Here is a 15,792-nt window from a genome sequence, read left to right as displayed (position 1 = left end):
TTCGTTACTCCTTTTCGTGGACGGCGGACAGTAGGGCCCGGCGCAGGATGGGGTCGACAGCATAGAGATACAGACCGTGGCGCCCCCGTTTGCACAGCACATTGATGGCGTTGCGCATGATCTGGGCCTTGGCCGCGGCTAAGTCCGGGAGATCGTCCCGGTTTTTAAACGCCTCCTGATCTTGGTACTGCGCAATATCCATCGTCACCCGGTGCGCCACTGGATCATAACCGACAGAGGGCCCAAGGATAACGCCGGCGTAATTCAAGTCGAAACCCTGAATGGTATAAATCGAGCCGACTTCGTGCAAGGTCTCCGGCCGCTGAGCCCAGGGCGTGGCAGTCATGCTGAATTTATCCCAAGGCAGGCGCAGTGTACCAGCGGTAACGTACCACTGTTCAGGGCCAAAAACAGTAAAGGGAAAGTCTGCCGTTGCCAGTACCCGGGCCAGTCCGGCCGTGGCATCGCGCTGCTCGATCAGCTGGTACAATGGTGTGCCGTCGGCGAAAATGCGCAGATCATAATCACTGGGCGCTGGCAGCGGTTTGATCTGCCCAGCAGTGAAAGCGTTGATCCAATCGTGCACGGCCGCGTCGCCGGCGACCCGGAACTGGGTATCCAAGTCAAAGACAGTATGCGGCCGCTGATCGATCACCTGATGCAGGCGGGGCCAATCCCAATAGCTCTTCAGTTTCAAAACCTGATGGGGATCAAAGACCAGCACCGTCACCCAGCTGCGGTGAATAATTTCGGCCAATTGATTATCCTGATTGAACCGGTTATAGCGGTCCGGCTGGGTCAGCAGCAAGTGGCCCTCATCAACGAAGGTCACATCGTTCATGATTCCAGTGCGCGCGGCGGCATTGATGAACGGTGTCGGTTTTTGAAAATCTTTTTTGTGCAGCACCGTACTGGCCCCAGCGACCTCCTGATAGATCTTCAGCATCTCCTGATGATTGACCAGCAGCGTGTTCCGGGTGCCTGCCAGCAGGCCGTCGACACGGTTGCGGGCCATCGTTTGGAGCTGCGTGAACGCCTGGGCCAGCGCGGCACTCTTCCCAGTCCCGGCGTCCCCGGTAATCACAAACACCGCGTGATCCCGGCGGGGCAAGTGGGTCCGGATGAACGCGAGCAAGGCTTGGGTCAAGTGTTCTTGATCCGGACTGAATTTTTCGGCATCCGTTAGTAAAAACGTGGCGGCCGCTAAGCTTTCCGATGACACGACAACAAGTCTCCCTTTCACTCAATCGTTATAGTATCCATTTTACACGAAAAGCCAATGGAATGGATAAGAAAAAGGCTTCCACCGACAATTGGCAGAAGCCTTTTTGATATATATCAACACACACAATGCCTCAGCTTGCGTAGCCCCGGTAACTAGCCGTGTCCAGCAAGTGTTCCGCATTCTTCACCCGTTCAGCAGAGGGCGGCTCAATGCCCTCCAGAGGGTAGTCAATGCCTAATTCCACATACTTCTTGACGCCCATCGTATGGTACGGCAGCACTTCGACTTTATCGATGGCGTTCAGGGTATGGATATATTGTCCCAAATCCCGCAAATAGTCATCGTAGTCGGTCCGCTCCGGGACCAGGACGTGGCGGATCCACATGTGGTAGCCGTGTTCGGACATGTATTGAATCATGGCCAAAACGGTTTCGTTATTGAACCCGGTCAAGCGCTTGTGCTGCGCCGAATCGATGTGCTTGATGTCCACCAAGGACACATCGGTGTACTGCATCAGCTCGGCAAACTTGCTGAAGAACGGGTCCTTATAAGTGAAGGGTTGGCCGCAGGTATCCAAGCACGTGTTGATGCCCATGGTCTTGGCCTTCTTAAACAGGGCCAACACAAAGTCGATTTGGACCAGGGCTTCACCGCCGGAAACGGTGATACCGCCCTTCTTCCCCCAGAATGCCTTGTAACGGATCGCGTCATTCAGAATCTCGTCAACGGTCATTTCATCACCGACACCGATATTCCAGGTGTCCGGGTTGTGACAGAATTCGCACCGCATCCGACAGCCTTGGAGGAAGACCACGTACCGGATCCCAGGCCCGTCAACGGACCCAAATGTTTCAATGGAATGCACATACCCCACTAAGGGTTTTTCTGTTGTTGTACGCTGCATGGTGGCAATGCTTTGGGCCATGGTCCCTCACTCCTTTACGTGTACTCGGTAGTCGCGCTCACCGGCAAAAGCCGCGGACAGACCCGCCCGTGCCCTTTGCCGGTGAGGAAGGTTGCCCTTCCCCACCGAAATCCTTAAGTTATCTTGCTTACATTGTTTCGAAGAAGGTCCGGGCAATAACGTCGTCCTGCTGTTCCTTAGTCAGGTCAGCGAAGTAGACGCAGTAGCCGGATACCCGGACAGTTAAGGTCGGGTATTCTTCCGGATGCTTCTGGGCATCGATCAAAGTGGATTTGTTGAATACGTTGATGTTCAAGTGCATCCCGTTATTCTCCATGTACCCGTCGACCATGTTCACCAGAGTATCCTTGCGAGCATCATCGTCGTGGCCCAACGTGTTGGGGGTTACGCCGAAGGTGTTGGAAATGCCGTCCCGAGCGTAGTGATACGGAATCTTGGCAGTGGAAAGCAGGGAAGCCAAAGCCCCGTTGTGTTCTGCACCGTAAGCCGGGTTTGCACCAGGGGAGAACGGTTCGCCAGCCTTCCGGCCGTTCGGAGTCGTCCCGGTGTTCTTACCGTAGACTACGTTAGACGTGATGGTCAGTACAGACGTAGAGAGCTTCGCACCGCGGTACAGATGATGCTTGTTCATCTTAGTGAAGAAAGTCTTTACCAGCCACTTCGCAATGTCATCGGCGCGGTCGTCGTTGTTCCCGTAACGCGGGAAGTCGTCATTGTCCACCGCGTAGTCCACAGCCAAGCCGTCTTCGTTGCGGATCACTTTGACGTGACCGTACTTGATGGCGGAAATGGAGTCTACGGCGTGGGACAAACCAGAGATCCCAGTGGCGAAGGTCCGGTCCAAATGCGTATCCTTCAAAGCCAATTGGGCTGCTTCGTAGTAATACTTATCGTGCATGTAGTGAATGGTGTTCAATGCATTCACATACACGTCAGCCAGCCAGTCCATCATCTTGTCGAACTTCTTCATGAATTCATCGTAGTCAATGTATTCAGAAGTGATTGGTTCGTAATTCGGGCCGACTTGGGCGCCAGCCAATTCATCCTTACCACCGTTGATGGCATAGAGAACGGTCTTGGCCAGGTTAGCCCGGGCACCGAAGTATTGCATGCCGTCAGCAATCGGTTGGGCGGACACACAGCAAGCGATGCCGTAGTAATCGGTACCCCATTCGTTGCGCATCAAGGCATCGTTTTCGTACTGAATCGTGGAAGACTTAATGGATACTTCAGTGGCATAACGCTTGAAGCCGTCAGGCAGTTTGTCATCCCAAAGCAAGGTGATGTTCGGTTCCGGAGCAGCGCCCATATTATCCAAAGTCTTCAAGAAACGGAAAGCCGTCTTGGTCACATGGTGGCGGCCGTCAGTACCAACGCCAGCCAGTGATAATGTTGCCCAGATCGGATCGCCGGAGAAGAGGCTGTTGTATTCAGTCGTCCGGATGAAGCGGACCATACGCAGTTTCATTACCAAGTGGTCAATGAATTCTTGAGCTTGTTCTTCAGTGATTAAGCCGCGATCCAAATCCCGTTGGATGTAAGCATCAATCACGGTGTCGATCCGGCCAACGGACATGGCTGCCCCGTTTTGAGTCTTCACAGCAGCCAAGTAGCCAAAGTAGATCCATTGGATAGCTTCTTGAGCATTTTCTGCCGGGCGGCCAATATCGTAACCGTAGCTGGCAGCCATCTGCTTCATCTGCTTCAATGCTTTCCATTGATCGTTGACTTCTTCGCGCAGTTGGATGACTTCGTCAGTCATTTCACCATCGCCAATGTTGTTCCAATCGTTGAGCTTTTCTTGCATCAAGCGGTCGATACCATAGATTGCGATCCGCGGGAAGTCAGAAACCAACCGGCCGCGGCCGTAAGCATCTGGCAAACCAGTGACAATCTTGTAGTGGCGGGCAGCACGCATATCCGGGGTATAGGCATCAAACACACCCTGGTTATGGGTCTTGCGGTAATGCGTGAAGATCTTGTGCATTTCGGGATCTGTTTCAAACCCGTAAGCCTTCAAGGCATCTTCAGCCATCCGAATCCCGCCCTCAGGCATGAAGGCGCGCTTCAACGGCTTGTCAGTTTGCAAACCAACGATGGTTTCCAAATCCTTGTTCAAGTAACCAGGACCGTGGGAGGTAATGGAAGAAACAACATTGTTATCGGCTTCCAAAACCCCGCCGACTTCCCGTTCCTTTTTCTTCAGGGCCAGCAGTTGATCATTCAGCGTCGTGGTGGCTGCAGTGGGACCAGCCAGGAATTCTTCGTCGCCATCATATTGATCCAAGTTTTTGTTGATAAAATCGCGGACATTGATTTCAGACATCCAGTCGCCGGGTTGGAAACCTTCCCAGCAGGTGGGCATTGTTGCTTTTTCCATTTGTTTCATTTCTTGTCTACCTCCATACGGTACATTGGGTTGTGTGTGTTGGACTGCTACAGTTCTTACATATTTAGTATAACACGTCACATTGGGGTTGCAAGCCCTTACCTCCCCGTCAAACGGGCGCTCGGGTATGTTTTATAAGGAAAACCGCAATGTACCGCGGTTTCTATAAAAATTCGGTAACACTGGCCTTCAAATAAATTTAATATCTGTATTTATTTGTTGGATTATCTGTACCATAACAGCGTTTTCTAGGCACACTGTACTACTACAGCGTGCCCAATCGCACCGCTTCCCGTCTGATTTTTTCTTAGGCCGGCCCAACATTATTGTTCACTGGTGAACGGATAATGCCGGTCTTCAGCATAACAAATTGAGCCGTGCGTATGCAACTGCTTAGGTGCACGTTTGTTCTTTGATACCCGGACCAATGCTCCGCAAGCTGCGGCAAAATGGGCTGGAACGCCATGACGGCGTTTTGAGCCCATTTTGCCTCCGCTTGCTACGCATTAGCCCTCGCGTGGGCAGAAACTGATTTATCGTTGTCAACGATGCTACAAAAAAAGCCCAACATCATCATCGATGTTGGGACTCGTAACACGACTCAATTAATGCTGATCTTTATCCACTGGCTCCTGGGCCACCGGCTGGAACGATACCGGCAAACCGTCGGTGTCCACATCCAGAATGAAGGAACCGTTGGAATACCGGTCTGACAACGGATGATCCATCGGCTTGATATCAATGTGCCGGCCGGCGTCAGTCAGCACATCCCAGTCGGTCTTCGAGGCCACGGGGGCGACGAGTACGATCTGGTGCGGGTTGCTCTTTAGCACCCGCAGGACCAAGACGCCTACGCCGCCGCGGTGAGCATCTGGAATCTGTTCCACCGCCATCCGCTTGAACGCGCCGCGGCTGGTGACGATGCCGACTTGGGGATTGTCCTCTACTCGGATCAGCAGGAAGTTGACCACGGTGTCGTCCCCCTTCAAGTTCTGGGAGCGCACGCCCGCAGCCCGACCGCCCATGGCAGAGACTTCATTGAGTGGATAGCGGGTGGCATAGCCGTGCCGGGAGAAGCTGGTGACCAGCCAGTCCTGATCATTGGCGACATAGAAGACATCGGTAACCAAATCACCGCTGCCCTTTAGTTTCATGGCGATTTGCGCCCGCGACTTGTATGTCCGACTGGGCTGGAAGTCAGAGAGCGCCAGCTGCTTGATCTGACCATCAGCAGTGCCGAGCACAAAGCGGCCGGTATCGCTGAGGTCTTTCAGAATTTTGACGTAGATGATCTTTTCATCTGCCGCCAAGCCAGTGGTCTGCGATACGTGTTCACCAGTGTCCTTCCACTTGCCGTCTTGAATTTCGAAGACTTGACGATAGATCATGTTGCCGGCACTGGTAAACATGTAGACATGGTCCAGGGTATGGACAGTGCCTTGGAAGACGAATTGATCGTTTTCTTTCAGCCCGTTATCCCCATCGTCCGACATGTTGAAGGAGCGAATGCTGGCCCGCTTCAGGTAGCCATCCCGGCTGACACCCATCATCACCTCTTCATCGGATACCAGCACGCTGGTATCGATGTCTAAGCTGGCGACATGCTTCTCAATTTGAGTCAGCCGCGGCGTGGCATACTCCTTTTTCACTGCCAGCAGCTCAGTCTTGATCACCTTCGCCAGTTCCTTAGGATCACCAAGGATCTGCTGATAACGGGCGATTTCTTTACTCAGCTTGGCGTGTTCGGCTTCCAGCTCAGTGACATCGGTATTGGTCAACCGATACAGCTGCAAGGAGACGATGGCTTCGGCTTGGGCCGGTGTGAATCCATAGGTGCTGACCAAGTTTTTCTTAGCGTCGCCTTTATCTTTACTGCCGCGGATGGTCTTGATCACTTTATCCAAAATCGATAAGGCATGGATCAGGCCTTCCACAATGTGTTCCCGGTCCAGTGCCTTTTGCAGCACATACTGCGTCCGTTTAGTGACGACCTCTTTCCGAAAATCCAGATAGGCTGTCAAAATCGGCTGCAGGCCCAGTTGTTCCGGGCGGGCATCGCGAATCGCCACCATGTTGAAGTTATAGCTGATCTGTAAATCGGTATTTTTGAACAGGTAATTCAAAATGCCCTGCGCATCCGCATTTTTCTTCAATTCGATGACAATGGACAGCCCGAAGCGATCACTTTCGTCCCGGACTTCGGAGATGCCTTCGACCTTTTTTAAGACCCGCAGCTCGTCGATTCGCTTAACCAGCATCGCCTTGTTGACTTCGTAAGGAATCTCCGTCACCACGATCTGCTGGCGGCCGCCGCGCAGATCGGCAATTGTGGTTTTAGCCCGCACGACGATCCGCCCGCGGCCCTTAGTGTAGGCTTCTTTAATGCCGGACAGACCCTGCACGATTCCTCCGGTGGGGAAATCGGGACCTTTAACAAATTGCATCAGATCGGCCAGATCGGCCTGGGGATGCGCCAGCAAGTAGACGGCGGCGTCGATCACTTCGCCCAGGTTATGGGGCGGAATTTCGGTGGCGTAGCCGGCCGAGATACCAGTTGCACCGTTCACCAGCAGATTCGGGAAGCGGGCCGGCAAGACGGTGGGTTCCTCTTGGGTATCATCGAAGTTCAGGACCATCGGCACCGTTTCTTTGTCGATATCCGTCAGCAATTCGCCGGCAGCCTTCGACAGCCGGGCTTCTGTGTACCGCATGGCGGCCGGCGGATCACCGTCCATGGACCCGTTGTTCCCGTGCATCTGGATCAAGGGCAGGCGCAGTTTCCACTCCTGGCTCATCCGTACTAGAGCCTCATAAATCGACGAATCGCCGTGGGGGTGGAAATTACCCATGACGTTCCCGACGGATTTGGCTGCTTTCCGATACGCTTTGTCATACGTGTTGTGGTCCTCGTTCATGGCGTAGAGAATGCGCCGCTGAACGGGCTTCAGACCATCCCGAATATCCGGCAGCGCCCGTTCCTGAATGATGTATTTGGAATAACGCCCGAAGCGCTCGCCCATCACATCTTCCAGGGAAAGCTCTTTAATATTTTCTGTCTCAGCCACGTTACTCGTTTCCTTTCCGTGTCAGTATCATTACGCGTGATGCTCCTTGAGCGCGGTTAAAATCTTCTCGTCTTCCTTTTCGTGGGCAACTGCTTCTTCACCGTCCATGACCGTGTTGTCCAGCAGACTGCCTTCGTCGGCCATGTTGAAGCGGACATTGCGTTCGATCCATTGGCGCCGGGGTTCGACCCGATCGCCCATCAGAGTAGTCACCCGCCGTTCGGCCAAAGCTGCGTCGGTGATCTTTACCCGAATCAAGGTGCGGGTCTCGGGATTCATCGTCGTTTCCCATAACTGGTCAGCGTTCATTTCGCCTAATCCTTTGAACCGTTGCAAACTGTAGCCCTTGCCCATCTTTTGGATGTCATCGGTCAATTCATGTTCAGTCCAGGCGTATTCGATCCGTGTCTTGGCTCCGCTGCCCTTTTGCAACTTATACAGGGGCGGCAGCGCAATGTAGATCTTGCCGGCATCGATCAGCGGCCGCATGTAACGATAAAAGAAGGTCAGTAGCAGGATCTGAATGTGGGCGCCATCGGTATCCGCATCGGTCATGATAATGATCTTATCGTAGTTGCTGTCCTTAATGTTGAATTCCGGACCCACCCCGGCGCCGATCGTGTAGATCATGGTGTTGATTTCTTCGTTTTTGAAAATATCCGCCAGTTTGGCCTTCTGGGTGTTGAGCACCTTGCCCCGCAAGGGCAAAATTGCCTGGAACCGCCGGTCGCGGCCCTGTTTCGCCGACCCGCCGGCTGAATCCCCCTCGACCAGATACAGTTCGTTTTTCTTGGCGTTCTTCGATTGCGCCGGGGTCAACTTACCAGACAGAATACCCTCGGTCTTTTTGCGCTTCTTACCGTTGCGCATATCGGTCCGGGCTTTGCGGGCTGCTTCCCGGGCATCCCGGGCTTTCAGTGCCTTGCGTACCAGCTCCTGGGCAAATTCGCCGTTTTCCAGCAGATAGAAACTGAGCTGTTCATAGATCACGTTTTCGACCACCGGCCGCGCCTCCGGCGTACCCAGTTTGCCCTTAGTCTGACCCTCGAATTGCAGCAATTCTTCCGGGATACGGACGGACAAAACACCGCTTAGGCCCTCCCGAACGTCGGAGCCTTCCAGATTCTTATCCCGCTCCTTGAGCAGGTTGACCTTATGGGCGTAATCGTTGAAGGCCTTGGTGTAGCCGCCCTTCAACCCGACTTCATGGGAACCGCCGTCGCCAGTGCGGACGTTGTTAACGAAGGAAATGATGTTTTCACTGTAACCGTCGTTATATTGGCCGGCAAACTCCACTTCGATGCCCTTATCCTTGCCGGTGAAGTCCATGATGTCGCCCATCGTGTCCTTATCTTCGTTTAAGTATTTCACGAAGGACTTGATTCCGTCATCGTACTTGAAGACATCCTGCTGTTCCTGCCCCGGCCGTTCATCGGTTAAGGAAATGCTGATGCCCTTAAGCAGGAAAGCCGACTCACGCAGACGTTCCGCCAGTGTGTCATAGTTGAACTTCGTCGTGGTGAACACTGACTTGTCCGGCCAAAACTGAATCGTAGTGCCGTTAGGCTCCTTGACCCGGCCGACCATCTTCAGCGTACCGACAGGATGGCCGCCATCCTTGAATTCTTCATAATAGGCCTTGCCGTCCCGGACCACTCGCACGGTCAGTTTAGTGCTCAGGGCATTGACGACAGAGGCGCCGACGCCGTGCAGGCCACCGGAGGTTTTATACGTATTCTGGGTGAACTTGCCGCCGGCGTGGAGGACGGTCAGGATCACTTCGATCGTTGGTTTGCCGGACGGATGCATCCCCGTGGGCATGCCCCGGCCATGATCCTGAACAGAGATCCCGCCGTCCGGCAGGATCTGAACGTTGATATCTTTACCGAAACCAGCCAATGCTTCATCCACCGCGTTGTCGACGATTTCGTAAACAAGGTGGTGCAAGCCGTGGCTGTCGGTGGACCCAATATACATCCCGGGACGCTTGCGGACGGCTTCAAGACCGTGCAGCACCTGAATGGATGAATCATTGTAATCTGACGCTGATTGCGGCATATTGACGAACTCCTTTACTCATTGTGGCCGCCGAAGCGGCACGAATGTATGTTCCGAATTAACTCACATTTTCCATATTAAGCTACTAACCACCGTTCTGGCAAGTCTGAGCCGCAAACGAGGATTGGGTCAGATGTGGTAAAATACCGGTATTAGTCATTAACGGAGGGTCCAAAACTCGTGGATTACAAATTGATTATTCTGTTTCTTGCAGCGTATCTGATCGGTTCCATCCCCACGGCATTGATCATTGGTCAATCTTTCTACCATAAAGATGTCCGCCAATACGGCAGCGGCAACATCGGCACCACTAACGCTTATCGGGTCCTGGGCCCGCGAGCCGGTACCGTCGTCTTAGTCTTGGACGTGCTCAAAGGGGCGCTGGCCGCGTCGCTGCCCCTCTGGTGCGGATACAGCGACCGCCACTTGATCTTGCTGATCGGGCTGGGGGCCGTGCTGGGCCATTCCTTCTCCATTTATATTCGCTTCCACGGCGGTAAGTCCGTCGCCACCAGCGCCGGCATCCTGCTGGCTTACAATCCAGAATTCTTCCTCATTGCCGCAGCGATCTTTCTGCTCATTGTCACTGTCTCCAGCATGGTCAGCGTGGCCAGCACGCTGGGCTGCATCCTGGTCCTGCTCCTGTCGTACTTTTACCACGATTGGGTCCTCAGCTTGATCATCGCCGCGGTCACCGTGTTCGTGCTGATCCGGCACCGCAGTAATTTCAGGCGCATCTTTAACGGTACCGAGAACCTTGTACCTTTCGGTCTGGTTTACCGCTTGCGGCAGAAAAAACAAAAGTGAACGAAACAGCGTCCATGACTCCGCGGAGAAATGGACGCTGCTTTTTGATTTAAGAAAAAATCAGAAAATCCCGATGCGATACTTCGCCGTGAACTGTTCACCCGGGGCCAATTGATGCATACCCACCTTATGGGTCAGCTCGCCATCGGTCCCGACGGAATCAGCAATCCCCCACCAAGGCTCCAGGGCCACAAACGGACCGGTCTTGGGATATTGGGACCAGACGCCGATGTACGGCGCGTCCTTGACGGTCAGTTCCACTCGGTGATCAGAGTCTTCCTGACGCAGGCTAAGGGTATTCTCGCCGGCTAGTTCGTAGATCAGGGCATCCTTGGCGAAAAGCTCGGGAGTGATGGCCAGATCCACATCCGTCGGCGCCAGGGTACGGTGCTCAAAGTCCGATTCCCCGTTGGCGCCCAGCGGGATCGTGATTCGACTCTTCTTGGGAGCAAAGCGCAGATAGTTTTGCCCCCCGGCCGGGTCGGCGCCAGTATTGAACGCCGGGTGTCCGCCTACAGAGAACCATAACGGCTTATCCGCGCTGGGATTAGTCACGTAGTAGCGGACCTTTAACAAATTGCCTAAGAGCGCATAACGAATACGCAATTGAAACGCGAAGGGATAAACCTTGTGCGATTCAGCATCATCGGTCAATTCAAAAACGATCTCGTCATCCGTTTTCCGGATCACCGTGAAGTCCCGGTCCCGGGCAAAACCGTGGCGGCCCAGGTGATAGCTCTTTCCTTGATACGTATACGTATCATTGTGGAGCATCCCCACGATGGGGAACAGGACTGGCGCCCGCCGGCCCCAAACCGCCGGATCTCCTTGCCAGAGACGCTCCGTATTGGTGTTGATGTCGTGGATCGATTGGAGCTCGGCCCCGTGTTCACTGATTTGCACGGTTAAAAAGTCGTTTTGAATTTGTTGCATACCGAATCGTTCCCTTCCTGCTTTTTTAATTATTGGCCGCGCCCGTTACAGAATGAACTGGGTCAGGTCTTTATCCGCCGTGATCTTGCCGATCCGATCATTGACGTATTGTTCTGTAATGGTGATATCCCCCATAGCCATGTCCGGCGCGGAGAAAGAGACTTCCTCCAGCAGCTTCTCCAGAATCGTGGCCAAGCGCCGGGCGCCGATATTTTCTACCGTATGATTCACATTATAAGCAATCTGGGCGATGCGGTCGATAGCTTCTTTGGTGAAGGTCAGGTGGACGTCATCCACGCCGATCAGGGCAATATACTGCTTGATCAGTGAATTGTTGGGTTCGGTCAGGATCCGGACAAAGTCTTCCTTGGACAAATCATCCAGTTCCACCCGAATCGGAAAACGGCCCTGCAATTCAGCGATCAGGTCGCTGGGCTTGGTGTCCGCAAAAGCGCCAGAGGCAATGAACAGAATATGGTCGGTGCTGATCATCCCATACTTGGTGTTCACCTGCGAGCCTTCAACGATGGGCAGGATATCCCGCTGGACACCTTCCCGGGATACTTCCCCAGAGGTGCGCTTGTTGCCGGCAGCAATTTTATCAAACTCATCGATGAAAATAATCCCAGTATTTTCTGCCCGCTTGATGGCATCGGAATAAATATCGTCGTGGTTGACAAGTTTGCTGGATTCCTGACGAATCAAGACTTCCCGGGCCTCTTTGACCGACATGGTCCGGCTGACCTGCTTCTTAGGCAAGAGATTGCCCAGCATGTCGCCCATGTCGATACCCATTTGGCCCATCATGTCGCCGCCACCGCCCATGGGTTTTTGTTCATCCATTTGGATGGTGACTTCCCGATCTTCCAACAGGCCCTTGCTCAATTGCTCCTTGACGCTCAGGCGCTGATCCCGGACCGCATCGGTGACTTCTTCACTGTCCTCGTCATTATTCTGGTTTTGATTGCCGTTGCCGGTGAGTGCGGCCATCATGTCTTGCATAGTCATTTGCCGTTTTTCGTGCTTGATCCCCGGCACCAGCAGCCGCACCAGTTTCTTGTCGGCCTCCTGGGACGCTCGGCCCCGCACCCGGCTGTAATATTCTTCTTCCACCATGTGCACGCTGACGTCTACCAGATCGCGGACCATTTGTTCCACATCCCGGCCGACATAGCCGACTTCGGTGAACTTCGTTGCCTCCACCTTCACGAACGGAGCAGAAACGATTTTCGCCAGCCGCCGGGCAATTTCAGTTTTCCCGACCCCAGTGGGCCCGATCATCATCAGATTTTTCGGGGTGATGTCGGCCTGCATTTTTTCAGGCAGGCGCAAGCGGCGGTAACGGTTGTACAAAGCCACGGCGACGGCCCGTTTGGCCTCGTCTTGACCGATAACGTATTCGTCCAGATCTTTAACAATTTGTTGCGGGGTTTTGGTCATTTCTAACATATCGTATCCGCCTCATTCCTAAAACGACTTAGCAATCACGTTATGGTTCGTATACACATCAATGTTGGCCGCGATATTCACCGCCGCCTTGGCGATGTCTTCCGCAGTCATGTCGGCCGCGTGCTCGTTCATGGCGATGGCGGCCGCTTGGGCAAAGTTGCCGCCGCTGCCGATGGCCACCACGTCGTCATCGGGGTCGATCACTTCCCCGCTGCCGCTGATCACCAGTAAATTATCCTTATCCATGGCGATCAGCATTGCTTCCAGCTTTTGCAGGGTGGGATCCTTGCGCCAATCCTGAGCCAATTCCACGGCGGCTCGGCGCAGATCGCCAGAGTAACTTTCCAGCTTCTTTTCTAACCAGTCCTGCAGCGTGAAGGCATCCGCGACCCCGCCGGCAAAGCCGATCACCACGGAATCATGGTAAATTGAGCGGACCTTCTGGGCAGTGCCCTTCATAATGTATTTTTCGCCTAACGTGACTTGGCCGTCACCGGCAATGGCGGTGTGGCCGGCATGTTTCACTGCAACAATTGTTGTCATAATCGATTAAACTCCTTTATCATGCGGACCCGGCTGGTCAGTGCCAGTCGCCCGCGGGAAAAATTTACGGTATTGATCCTGGAGATGGGCCATGGTGACGTGGGTATAGATCTGCGTCGTCGATAATGACGCATGGCCCAACAACTCTTGGACGCTGCGCAGGTCAGCCCCGTTGTTCAGCATCTCGGTGGCAAACGTGTGCCGCAGCATATGGGGATGGATCTTGGCGGTGAGGCTGGTCTTTTGGATCACTTGATCCAAAATATACTCGACCCCGCGGCTGGTCACTGGCGCGCCCCGGTCGTTCAAGAAGACCTTGTCCGTCGTGGCCGCTGCCTTGCGCTTCGCCAGTAATTCCGGTCGGGCTTTGGTCAGGTACGTCTGCAAATGCTGCTTCGTCTCCTGATCAAAGGGGACATAACGGTCCTTTTGGCCTTTCCCGTGGATCAAGACCACGCCCAGCGAGAAGTCCAACTGACCCAGCGTCAGATCAGTCAACTCGCTGACCCGCATCCCTGTGGCATATAATACCGCAAGCAGCGCGACATTACGTTGGTCTAAAGGCGTATTTCCGGCTGCGCCTTGGAACAGAGCAGCCACTTCTTTGGGATAGAAGAATTTCGGCAATTGATGGTGCCGATTCGTCAGCCGAACATCGGCGAAGGGATTATCCGCCACGTAGTGTTCCCGAATCAGGAAGCGGTAGAAACTGCGCAGGGAAGAAATCCGCCGTTCGATCGTCCGGGGCCGATAATGGTCCCCGAGGTGGCTTAAATACACGTCCACGTCGATCTGAGCGATCTGGTCAAAGCCATTGAACCCGCCATTGTCGGTCAAATATTGGACAAACGTATGCAAGTCCCGGTCGTAGGCGGCCACGGTGTGTTCTGAATACCGGCGGACGCCGCGTAAATAGTCTAAATATTGGGTGACCCAATCCTGGGTTTGACTCATCTGCTGCCGCCTCTTTCGTGAAAAACATTCTCCTCTATCGTAACAAAAACGCTGTCATTGTGCGAACCCTGGGGTCAAAAAAACCGCCCAAAGGCGGTATTTTTGGTTAAGCCGGTTGTTCCGTCATGACGTGTTGGAAATCCGCCAAGGCTGCTAACGCCCGGTCGGCAAGTTCCAGATTACGGGTCTTTTTATCCCGTACCTTATGATCCAGCTTCGGCATGATACCGTAGTTCGCATTCATCGGTTGGAAATGCTTGGGGTCAGCATGGGTGATGTAGTGGGCCATCGCCCCAACTTCGGTATCCTCCGGGAAGATGATCGGCTCTAAGCCTTGGGCCGTGCGGGCAGCGTTGATCCCGGCGACCATACCGGACGCAGCACTTTCCACATACCCTTCTACACCGGTCATTTGGCCGGCGAAGAACAGGTGCGGCTGCTTCAAGGATTCATAGGTTGGTGCCAGCACCAGCGGCGCGTTCATGAACGTGTTGCGGTGCATCACACCGTAGCGGACGATGGCCACGTGCTCTAAGCCGGGGATCATACTGAAGACGCGCTTTTGCTCGCCCCACTTCAGATGGGTTTGGAAGCCAACAATGTTATACAAGCTGCCCACGGCGTTATCCTGGCGCAGCTGCACCACCGCATAGGGCCGCTTACCAGTGCGGGGATCTTCCAGACCGACCGGTTTGAGCGGCCCAAACAGCATGGTCCGCTCGCCGCGCTTGGCCATCACTTCGATGGGCATGCAGCCATCAAAGAACTTTTCTTTCTCAAAGTCATGACTCTCCGCCACCTCGGCGTGGATCAGGGCTTCGTAGAAATCATGAAATTCTTCTTCGGTCATCGGGCAATTCAGATAATCCGCGGTGCCCTTGTCGTAACGGGACTTGCGGTAGACCTTGGTCATATCGATGGAGGCTTCATCCAGAATCGGCGCAGCAGCGTCGTAGAAATACAAACCGTCATCGCCGTTCAGGTCCTTGATGGCCTGGGCCAGGCCCGGTGACGTCAGCGGACCGGTGGCCACCACCGTGATGCCCTCTGGAAATCCCGTGAGTTCTTCCCGGTGAATGGTGACGTCGGGCAGGTTAGTCAAGGCATCTGTCACCGCTTGGGAGAACGGGCCGCGATCAACGGCCAGGGCGCCGCCAGCCGGTACGGCATGGGCATCCGCTGCGCGCATGATCAGCGAGTCGGTCCGGCGCATTTCTTCCTTCAGCAGCCCCACGGCATTACTTAAACCGTTAGCCCGCAAGGAGTTCGTACACACCAGTTCCGCAAATTGATTCGTATGGTGGGCCGGTGTGTTTTTCACCGGCCGCATTTCGTATAAATTGACAGGAACGCCCCGCTTCGCAATTTGCCAAGCGGCTTCGGAACCGGCCAAACCGGCCCCGATCACATTAACAGACATGGTCATCGCCAACACCTCAATTAG

At 54.1% G+C, this 15,792-nt stretch carries 11 protein-coding genes; 1 reads left to right on the top strand and 10 read right to left on the bottom strand.

What is annotated here, in order from left to right; all coding sequences use genetic code 11:
• Window positions 1-4: 4 nt before the first annotated feature.
• From H627_RS0101025 to parE, 5 genes are all read right to left on the bottom strand, one after another.
• Window positions 5-1,222: a DUF2075 domain-containing protein gene (locus tag H627_RS0101025; protein ID WP_027827416.1), complete on the bottom strand. Its 1,218-nt coding sequence runs from the start codon at window positions 1,220-1,222 to the stop codon at window positions 5-7.
• Between the two features lie 133 nt (window positions 1,223-1,355).
• Window positions 1,356-2,150 (bottom strand): pyruvate formate-lyase-activating protein, encoded by a 795-nt coding sequence (pflA, locus tag H627_RS0101020; protein ID WP_051225057.1) that lies wholly within the window; start codon window positions 2,148-2,150, stop codon window positions 1,356-1,358.
• Between the two features lie 127 nt (window positions 2,151-2,277).
• A complete protein-coding gene (gene pflB / locus H627_RS0101015) occupies window positions 2,278-4,539 on the bottom strand; it encodes a formate C-acetyltransferase (protein ID WP_027827414.1) in 2,262 nt (753 codons plus the stop codon).
• A gap of 605 nt (window positions 4,540-5,144) precedes the next feature.
• Window positions 5,145-7,604 carry a DNA topoisomerase IV subunit A gene (gene parC / locus H627_RS0101010; RefSeq protein ID WP_027827413.1) on the bottom strand — a complete coding sequence of 820 codons (2,460 nt, stop codon included), beginning with the start codon at window positions 7,602-7,604 and terminating at the stop codon, window positions 5,145-5,147.
• A gap of 30 nt (window positions 7,605-7,634) precedes the next feature.
• Window positions 7,635-9,662, bottom strand: a complete 2,028-nt coding sequence (parE, locus tag H627_RS0101005; protein WP_027827412.1) for a DNA topoisomerase IV subunit B — start codon at window positions 9,660-9,662, stop codon at window positions 7,635-7,637.
• Between the two features lie 180 nt (window positions 9,663-9,842).
• Between parE and plsY the strand changes: the two genes are divergently transcribed.
• Window positions 9,843-10,469, top strand: coding sequence for a glycerol-3-phosphate 1-O-acyltransferase PlsY (gene plsY, locus H627_RS0101000; RefSeq protein ID WP_027827411.1), 627 nt, complete (start codon window positions 9,843-9,845; stop codon window positions 10,467-10,469).
• A gap of 60 nt (window positions 10,470-10,529) precedes the next feature.
• Here plsY and H627_RS0100995 read toward each other — a convergent pair whose 3' ends face one another.
• The 5 genes from H627_RS0100995 to trmFO all read right to left on the bottom strand — a co-directional run bounded on the left by H627_RS0100995 (window position 10,530) and on the right by trmFO (window position 15,774).
• Window positions 10,530-11,402: an aldose 1-epimerase family protein gene (locus H627_RS0100995; protein WP_027827410.1), complete on the bottom strand. Its 873-nt coding sequence runs from the start codon at window positions 11,400-11,402 to the stop codon at window positions 10,530-10,532.
• Window positions 11,403-11,447: 45 nt separating this feature from the next.
• A complete protein-coding gene (gene hslU, locus H627_RS0100990; protein WP_027827409.1) occupies window positions 11,448-12,851 on the bottom strand; it encodes an ATP-dependent protease ATPase subunit HslU in 1,404 nt (467 codons plus the stop codon).
• An 18-nt stretch (window positions 12,852-12,869) separates the two neighbouring features.
• Entirely contained in the window at window positions 12,870-13,394 is a 525-nt protein-coding gene (hslV, locus tag H627_RS0100985) for an ATP-dependent protease subunit HslV (RefSeq protein ID WP_027827408.1), read from the bottom strand.
• 6 nt (window positions 13,395-13,400) lie between these two features.
• The gene (gene xerC / locus H627_RS16410; RefSeq protein ID WP_035439605.1) at window positions 13,401-14,348 is read right to left on the bottom strand and encodes a tyrosine recombinase XerC; all 948 of its coding nucleotides are present in this window, start codon (window positions 14,346-14,348) and stop codon (window positions 13,401-13,403) included.
• 106 nt (window positions 14,349-14,454) lie between these two features.
• Window positions 14,455-15,774 (bottom strand): methylenetetrahydrofolate--tRNA-(uracil(54)-C(5))-methyltransferase (FADH(2)-oxidizing) TrmFO, encoded by a 1,320-nt coding sequence (trmFO, locus tag H627_RS0100975; RefSeq protein ID WP_027827407.1) that lies wholly within the window; start codon window positions 15,772-15,774, stop codon window positions 14,455-14,457.
• Window positions 15,775-15,792 lie beyond the last annotated feature (18 nt).

It is taken from the genome of Schleiferilactobacillus harbinensis DSM 16991 (assembly GCF_000425885.1).
Classification (GTDB): Bacteria; Bacillota; Bacilli; order Lactobacillales; family Lactobacillaceae; genus Schleiferilactobacillus; species Schleiferilactobacillus harbinensis.
This window is presented reverse-complemented; position numbering and strand designations above follow the sequence as displayed.